Here is an 8,139-nt window from a genome sequence, read left to right as displayed (position 1 = left end):
GCCGATGTTGGGGGAGTTCCGGGCGGTGGCCGAGGGGCTGTCGTACCGGGAGCCGCGTGTCGGGTTCGTGTCGACGGTCACGGGTGGAACTGCGGAGTGGTGTGATCCCGGGTATTGGGTGTCGCAGGTGCGGCGGCCGGTGCGGTTCGCCGACGCCATCCGGGCGGCGGAGGCTCAGTGTGTGGGCCGGTGGGTGGAGATCGGTCCGGGCGCCACCTGCACCGCGATGACGCTGGGCTGCCTTTCCCAGGGGCGGGAGGCGCTGTGTGTGCCGCTTCTCGTCAAGGACGCCGACGAGTCCCGCAGCGTGCTGGGAGCCCTTGCCCGACTGCACACCACCGGTACTGACCTGGACTGGGAGGCCCTGTTCGCCGGCACGGCAGCCCGCCGTATCGACCTGCCCACCTACCCCTTCCAACGCAGGCGGTTCTGGTTGGATTCGCGGTCGGGGCCCGGTGTGGGTGGTTGGGGTGTGGTGTCGGCTGCGCATCCGTTGGTGGGTGTGGTGGTGGAGTTGCCGGAGTCGGGTGGGGTTGTTCTGTCGGGGCGGTTGTCGGTTGACCGTAATCGGTGGTTGGGGGATCACCGGGTGTTGGGGCGGGTGTTGTTGCCGGGGACGGCGTTTGTGGAGTTGGCGGTGCGGGCTGGGGCTGAGGTGGGGTGTGGGGTGGTGGGGGAGTTGACGCTTCAGGCTCCGTTGGTGGTGCCGGAGCGGGGTGGGGTCGATCTGCGGGTGAGCGTGGATGGTGCGGACGGGGAGGGGCGGCGGGGGTTCGCGATTCACTCCCGTGCCATGGACGGCGTCGGTGGGTGGGTGCGGAACGCCTCCGGGTTTCTGGAGGTCGCCGGTGCCGGGGCGGAGGGGTTGGTGGTGTGGCCGCCGGTGGGGGCGGTGGAGGTGGGGTTGGAGGGTGTGTATGAGGAGTTGGAGAGCTCGGGCTACGGGTATGGGCCGGCGTTTCGTGGTCTGAGTTCGGTGTGGCGTCGTGGGGAGGAGGTGTTCGCGGAGGTCGCGGTGCCGGAGGGGGCCGGGGTGGATGTCTCGGGGTTCTGGCTTCATCCGGCGTTGTTGGACGCGGCGTTGCACGCCCAACTCATCGACAGCGATCAGGTGGCTGGCGGTCCGGTGTTGCCGTTCTCCTGGTCCGGTGTGGTGGTGCACGGCCCTGGGACGGGCTCGTTGCGCGTCCGGATCGCCCCAGCTGGGGAGGGCGCGGTCTCGCTGCTCGTCGCGGACGGGCAGGGACAACCCATCGCCTCCGTCGAGTCGCTGGCCGTCCGCCCCGTCGACCCCACCACACCCGACACCATGTACCGGCTGGCATGGCAGCCCGCCACGCTCGCGCCCGTGGACGACACGGTGGCCTCCGCCGACCTCGCCGTGGTGGGGCCCGACGCCAGCCGAATGGCCTCGGCGTTGGGTTCCTCGGTTCCGGTGTTCACCGACCTCCGCGATGTCGCGGGCGGCGGCGCGGCTGTGCCCCCCACCGTGCTGCTGAACTGCCCGGGCACCGACAGCAAGAACGTTCTCGACGGCGTGCGGGAAGTGGGCAACGCCGTGCTGGCGGCGGTGCGCACCTGGCTCAGCGAACCCGCCTTCGCCTCCTCCCGGCTCGTGTTGGTCACCACCGGCGCGGTCGGCGTCGGGGACGATCCGCCCGCCGCCCTCGAAACGGCGCCGGTGTGGGGGCTGGTCAGGTCGGCGCTGGCTGAGCACCCCGGCCGGTTCGCTCTGCTGGACATCGATGACCGGCCGTTGTCGTCGCACGTGCTGCGTGGCGCCCTGGACCCGGCTGAGCCGGAGAGCTGCCTGCGTGACGGTGAGCGGCTGGTGCCGCGCCTCGTTCGGGAGGCTCAGGACACCACGGGTGCCCCGGTCCTCGGGGTGGGTTTCGGAGCGGTGGGTACGGTGCTGGTCACGGGTGGGACGGGTGGGCTCGGTGCGGTGGTGGCCCGACACCTCGTGGTCCGGCACGGGGTCCGTCACCTGCTGCTGGTCAGCCGTCGTGGCCTGGACGCCCCAGGTGCCGGCGAACTCCGGGCGGAGCTCACCGAGTTGGGCGCCGAGGTGGCGGTCGCGGCCTGCGACGTCGCGGATCGGGACGCCCTCGCCGCACTCCTCGCCGCGATCCCCCCGGAACACCCGCTGACCGGCGTGGTCCATGCCGCCGGTGTCGCGGACAACGCGCTGGTCGACGCGGTGACGCCGGATCACCTGGACGCCGTCCTGCGGCCGAAGGGGGACGGGGCCTGGAACCTGCACGAACTGACCCTGGGGCTCGACCTGTCGGCGTTCGTGCTCTTCTCCTCGGCGGCCGGCTACGTGCTGGGTGCCGGACAGGCCAGCTACGCCGCCGCGAACGTGTTCCTCGACGCGCTCGCCGGGCACCGGCGGGCCATGGGGCTGCCCGCGCTCTCCCTGGCCTGGGGGGCCTGGGCGGAGGACGCCGGCATGCTCGGGCAGCTCGACGAGCAGGCGCTGCGGCGGCTCGACCGGCTCGGCCTGCCGCCTCTCACCACGGACGAGGGACTGGCGCTCCTGGACGCCGCACTGTGCGCGCCACCCGACCGTGGAGCGCTGGCCGTGCCGCTCAAGGTGACGCTCCCGGCGCTGCGTCGCAGACCGCAGGACGAGATACCCGTCGTCCTGCGCGGCCTGGCGGGCGGAACCACCCGGCGCGAAGCCCCGGTTCCCGCCCGCGGGGACACCGCCGGCGGCCTTGCCCGTGCCCTGGCCGGGCTGCCCGAGACGGAACGTGACGCCTACCTGCTCGACGCCGTCCGTGCCCAGGCCGCCGCGGTGCTCGGGCACGCGTCGCCGGCCGCCGTGGAACCCCGACGGGCGTTCCAGGAGATGGGCTTCGACTCGCTGGCCGCCGTCGAACTGCGGAACCGGCTCGGCGCGGCGGCCGGGACGGCACTGCCGGCGACCGTGGTCTTCGACCACCCCACGCCCGAGGCACTGGCCGGGCACCTGCGTGACCTGCTGACCCCGGAGCCGGCCGCGGACGCCCTCCAGCCGGTCGTCGAGGGCGTCGAACGGCTCGAAGCGGCGCTCGCGGCGGCGGAGCGGACGGGCGCCGACCGGGCGAGGATCACCGCCCGCCTCGAAGCACTGCTGCGCGGATGGCGCGGCGACCGGGACACCGCGGAGGAGGCCGGGGCCGACGACCTCGCCATGGCGACGGACGACGAACTCTTCCACGTGCTCGACGACGAACTCGGCATCTCGTGAACAGGCGGGCCATGGCGAACGACGACAAGCTGCGTGACTACCTCAAGCGTGCGACGACCGACCTGCGTCAGACGCGGCGGCGGCTGCGCGAGTACGAGCTCCGGGACGGCGAGCCGATCGCCGTCATCGGCATGGGCTGCCGCTACCCCGGCGGCGTGGCCTCGCCTGACGACCTGTGGCGGCTGGTCGCCGGGGGCCGGCACGCCGTGGGGGACTTCCCCGCCGACCGGGGCTGGGACGTCGACGCGATCTACGACCCCGAGCCGGGGCAGCAGGACAGGACCTACGTGCGGCAGGGCGGGTTCCTCTACGAGGCGGCCGAGTTCGACGCCGAGTTCTTCGGCATCAGCCCCCGCGAGGCCCGGCGCGCCGATCCGCAGCAGCGGCTGCTGCTCCAGGTGGCCTGGGAGGCGGTCGAGCGGGCGGGAATCGATCCGCGGTCCCTGCACGGCAGCCAGACGGGCGTCTACGCGGGGCTGATGTACCACGACTACCTGGGCGGCAGCCCCGGCGGCAGTCTGGTGTCCGGCCAGGTCGCCTACAGCCTCGGCCTGCGCGGCCCCGCGGTCACCGTGGACACCGCCTGCTCGTCCTCCCTGGTCGCCCTCCATCTGGCCGCCGGGGCGCTGCGCGGCGGCGAGTGCGCCCTGGCGCTGGCCGGCGGGGTCACCGTGATGGGCACCCCCGAGATGTTCGTGGACTTCAGCCGCCAGCGGGGCCTTGCGCCCGACGCCCGCTGCAAGGCCTTCTCCGGTGACGCCGACGGCACCGCCTGGGCCGAGGGCGTCGGCGTCCTGGTCCTGGAGCGGCTGTCGGACGCCCGCAGGAACGGGCACCGGGCGCTGGCCGTGGTGCGGGGCAGCGCCGTCAACCAGGACGGCGCGTCCAACGGCTTCGCCGCGCCCAACGGGCCGGCCCAGGTCCAGGTCATCGAGCGGGCGCTGGCCGCGGCCGGCCTCGCCTCCTCGGAGGTGGACCTGCTGGAGGCGCACGGCACCGGCACCGCCCTCGGCGATCCGATCGAGGCGCAGGCGCTGCTCGCCACCTACGGGCAGGGCCGCACCGCCGGCCGCCCGCTGTGGCTCGGCTCGCTCAAGTCGAACATCGGGCACGCACAGGCGGCGTCCGGGGTCGGCGGCGTGATCAAGGCGGTCATGGCCGTACGTGAGGCGCGGCTTCCCAGGACCCTGCACGTCTCCGAGCCGACACCGCACGTCGACTGGTCGTCCGGGACGGTCGCGCTGCTGACCGAGGAACGGGACTGGCCGGACGCGGGCCGGCCACGGCGGGCCGCCGTGTCCTCCTTCGGCATCAGCGGCACCAACGCGCACGTCATCATCGAACAGGCCGAGGACGAACCGGCCGGGGGCGGGCCCCCGGCCGCCCCCTCGGTGGCGCCGCTGGTGCTCTCGGCCCGCGGCCCGGAGCCGCTGGCCGAACAGGCGCGGCGGCTCGCCGACGCCCTGGCGGACCGTCCCGGCGTCGCCCTCGCCGACGTGGGGCACTCCCTCGCCACCCGCCGCACCGCGTTCGAGGAGCGGGCGGTCGTGATCGGACGGGACCGGGAGCGGCTGCTCGACGCCCTGCGCGACCTGGCGGCCGACCGGCCGCGGCCCGGCGTGGTCACGGGAAGGGCGAAGCCGGGCGGCAGGACCGTGTTCGTCTTCCCCGGGCAGGGGAGCCAGTGGGCCGGGATGGCCGCCGAACTCCTCGACGAGTCGCCGGTCTTCGCGGAACGCGTCGAGGCGTGCGAGAAGGCGCTCGCCCCGTATGTCGACTGGTCGCTCACCGAGGTGCTGCGCGGGGAGCCGGAGGCTCCGGCGCACGAGCGGGTGGACGTGGTGCAGCCCGTGCTGTGGGCCGTCATGGTGGCGCTGGCGGCGGTGTGGCGGGCGCACGGGGTCGAACCCGACGCCGTCATCGGCCACTCGCAGGGCGAGATCGCGGCGGCCTGCGTCGCCGGCGCGCTCTCGCTCGACGACGGGGCGCGCGTGGTCGCGCTGCGCAGCGGGGCCATCGGCCAGCTGCTCGCCGACCGTGACGGCGGCATGCTTCACGTCGCGCTCTCCGCGGAGCAGATGGTGTCGCGCCTGGAACGCCGGGGCGACGGGATAGCGGTCGCCGCCGACAACGGCGTCCGGTCCGTCGTGCTGTCCGGCCCGGGCGCCGCGCTCGACGAGCTGCGGGCCGAGCTCCTGGCCGAGCGCGTACCGGCCAAGCGGGTGCCGGTGGACTACGCCTCGCACTCCGCGGACGTCGAACTCCTGGAGCGTCGGCTCCTGGCCGACCTCGCGCCGCTCGATCCGGGCGAGCCGGACGTGCCGATGCTGTCGACCGTCACCGGAGCGTGGGTCGGGGCGGGAGAGCTCGACGCGCGGTACTGGTACGCGAACCTGCGCCGCACCGTCCGCTTCGCCCCGGTGGTGCGCGAACTCGCCGGTCGCGGCTGCACGGCCTTCGTCGAGGTGAGCGCGCACCCCGTGCTGGCGGCGAGTGTCCAGGAGACCCTGGAGGATCTCGACCACGCCGCCGTGGTGACCGGCACCCTGCGGCGCGGCGAGGGCGGTCTCGGCCGGTTCGCCGCCTCGGCCGCCGAACTCCACGTGTCCGGGGTGCCGGTGGACTGGGCGACGTTCTTCCCCGGCGGCGGACAGGCCGACCTGCCGACCTACCCGTTCCTGACCCGCCGGTACTGGCACGAGGAGGACGGCCTTCCCGCGCGGCCCGCCGTCGCCCCCTCCCCGGAACACCGGGTCGACCACGACTTCTGGCGGGCCGTCGAGGAAGGCGACCTGGGCGGGCTCGGCACCCGCCTCGGGGTCGCCGCCGAGGACCTGAGCCGCGTCGTGCCCGCGCTCTCCGACTGGCACCGCGCCCAGACCGAGGCGGCCACGGTGAACTCCTGGCGGTACCGGGTGGAGTGGCAGCCGCTGCCCGGCGTCGCGGCGGCCGGCCCGCCGCGGGGCCGCTGGCTGCTCGTCGCGCCGCCCGACGCGGAACCGGCCTCGGCGCTGGCGGACGCCCTCGCCGCCCAGCGGGCGGACCTGCTCCTCGTCGAGACGCCCGACACCCGGCGGGCCCAGCTCGCCGACCGGCTGCGTGCCGCCGTGGCGGGGCAGCCGATCGCCGGCGTCCTGTCGCTGCTGGCGTTCGACGACCCGGAGCACGGTGCCGACCGGGATCGGCTGGCCGAGGCCGTCGCCCTGACGCAGGCACTGGCCGACGCCGAGATCGTGGCCCCCCAGTGGCTGTTGACCCGCGGCGCCGTGGCCGTGCGGAGCCACGAGGACGTGGATCCGGCGGCCAGCGCCCTGTGGGGGCTCGGCACGGTGCTGGGTCTCGACCACCCCGGTTCCTGGGGCGGCATGGTCGACCTGACCGGGCCCGTCGACGGCCGGGCGGCGGACCGGCTCCGCGCGACGCTGTGCGGCACCGCCGGCGAGGACCAGGTCGCGATCCGGCCCGACGGCGGGTACGCGCGCCGGCTGGTGCGCGCCCTCCGGCCAGAACCCGCCACCACCGCCGAGCCGTGGCGCCCGCGCGGCACGGTGCTGGTCACCGGCGGCACCGGCGCCGTCGGCTCCCACGTCGCCCGGGCCCTGGCCAGGAACGGGGCCGACCACCTGGTCCTGGCCGGTCGGCGCGGGCCCGCGGCGGCGGGCGCGGCGCGGCTGGAGGCGGAACTCACCGCCCTGGGCGCCCGGGTGACCGTCGCCGCCTGCGACGTCGCCGACGGCGACGCGCTGCGCGCACTGCTCGACGCGCTGCCCGACGACGAGCCGCTGACCGCCGTGTTCCACGCGGCGGGCGTGCTGGAGGAGGAACCGCCGCTGGCCGAGACCACCCCGGAGCGGATCGCGGACCTCACCCGCGCCAAGACCGCCGGGGCGCGCCACCTCGACCGGCTGCTCGGCGACCTGGACCTCGACGCCTTCGTGCTGTTCTCCTCGGGCGCCGCCGTGTGGGGCACCGCCGGCCGGCCCGCCTACGCGGCGGCCAACGCCTACCTCGACGGCCTTGCCCAGCGCCGCAGGTCGCGTGGCGCCGCCGCCACCTCCATAGCGTGGGGCTCCTGGGCCGGGGGCGGCATGGTGGACGCCGAGTCCGGAGCCGCGCTGCGGCGCACGGGGCTGACCGAGATGACGCCCGAGCGGGCGCTCCAGGTGCTCGATCAGGCGCTGACCGACTCCGAGAGCCACCTCGTCGTCGCCGACATCGACTGGCACAGGTTCGCGCCCGTCTACGCCCTCGCGCGCCCCCGCCCGCTGCTGCGCGCCCTGCCCGAAGCGGTGGCCGCCCTCGACGACGACGCGCCGGGGACGCCCGGCCCCCAGGACGCGGCGGCGCGGGCCTTCGCGACCCGGTTCGCCCAGGCGCCCCCGGGGGAGCGGGAGCGGCTGGCGCTCGACCTGGTGCGGAGCCAGGCCGCGGTCGTCCTGGGGCACGACGGGCCCGCGGCCGTCGAACCGGGCCGGGCCTTCAAGGACCTCGGCTTCGACTCGGTCGGCGCGGTCGACCTGCGCAACCGGCTGAACGCCCACACCGGGCTGCGGCTGCCGGCCACCGTCGTCTTCGACCACGCCACCGCCAAGGCGCTGGCCGGATACCTGGCCGCGGCCCTCGGCGGCGGGGACGGCGAGCAGCCGGACGGTGAGGAAGGCCACGCCGTCCCCCTGCTCGCGGCCCTGGACCGTCTCGAGGCGCTGGCGGAGCGAACGCCGCGCGAGGAGGTCGACGCGACCCGGCTCACGGCCCGACTCCAGGCGCTGCTGAACCGGCTGAACCGGTCCCTCGGCGCGACGGAACCGGCGGCGCACCTGGAGGACCGGCTCGACGGAGCCACCGCCGACGACCTCTTCGCCCTCATCGACAAGGAGTTCGGGTCGACATGACCCCGACCACGC

The 8,139-nt window shown here is 75.3% G+C and carries 2 protein-coding genes and 1 pseudogene; all 3 read left to right on the top strand.

The features are described from left to right. Positions 1-4: 4 nt before the first annotated feature. Positions 5-778, top strand: a pseudogene (locus ACFWI8_RS28295) (hypothetical protein); the annotation flags it as partial. Positions 779-793: 15 nt separating this feature from the next. After that, positions 794-3,235, top strand: coding sequence for an SDR family NAD(P)-dependent oxidoreductase (locus ACFWI8_RS28290; RefSeq protein WP_387097156.1), 2,442 nt, complete (start codon positions 794-796; stop codon positions 3,233-3,235). After that, a complete protein-coding gene (locus tag ACFWI8_RS28285) occupies positions 3,232-8,127 on the top strand; it encodes a type I polyketide synthase (RefSeq protein ID WP_387097150.1) in 4,896 nt (1,631 codons plus the stop codon). Before ACFWI8_RS28290 ends, ACFWI8_RS28285 begins: the two co-directional genes overlap by 4 nt. Positions 8,128-8,139: the final 12 nt, after the last annotated feature.

Origin of the sequence: Streptomyces sp. NPDC127098 (assembly GCF_042722465.1) — a bacterium.
In the GTDB taxonomy this organism is placed as follows: Bacteria; Actinomycetota; Actinomycetes; order Streptomycetales; family Streptomycetaceae; genus Streptomyces; species Streptomyces millisiae.
Note: the sequence above shows the minus strand (reverse complement) of the source record. Positions and strands in the feature narration are given on the sequence as shown.

Excerpts from the sequence above, each read along its gene's own strand:
- ACFWI8_RS28290 (WP_387097156.1), top strand. The coding sequence starts at position 794 with ATGGACGGCGTCGGTGGGTGGGTGCGGAACGCCTCCGGGTTTCTGGAG.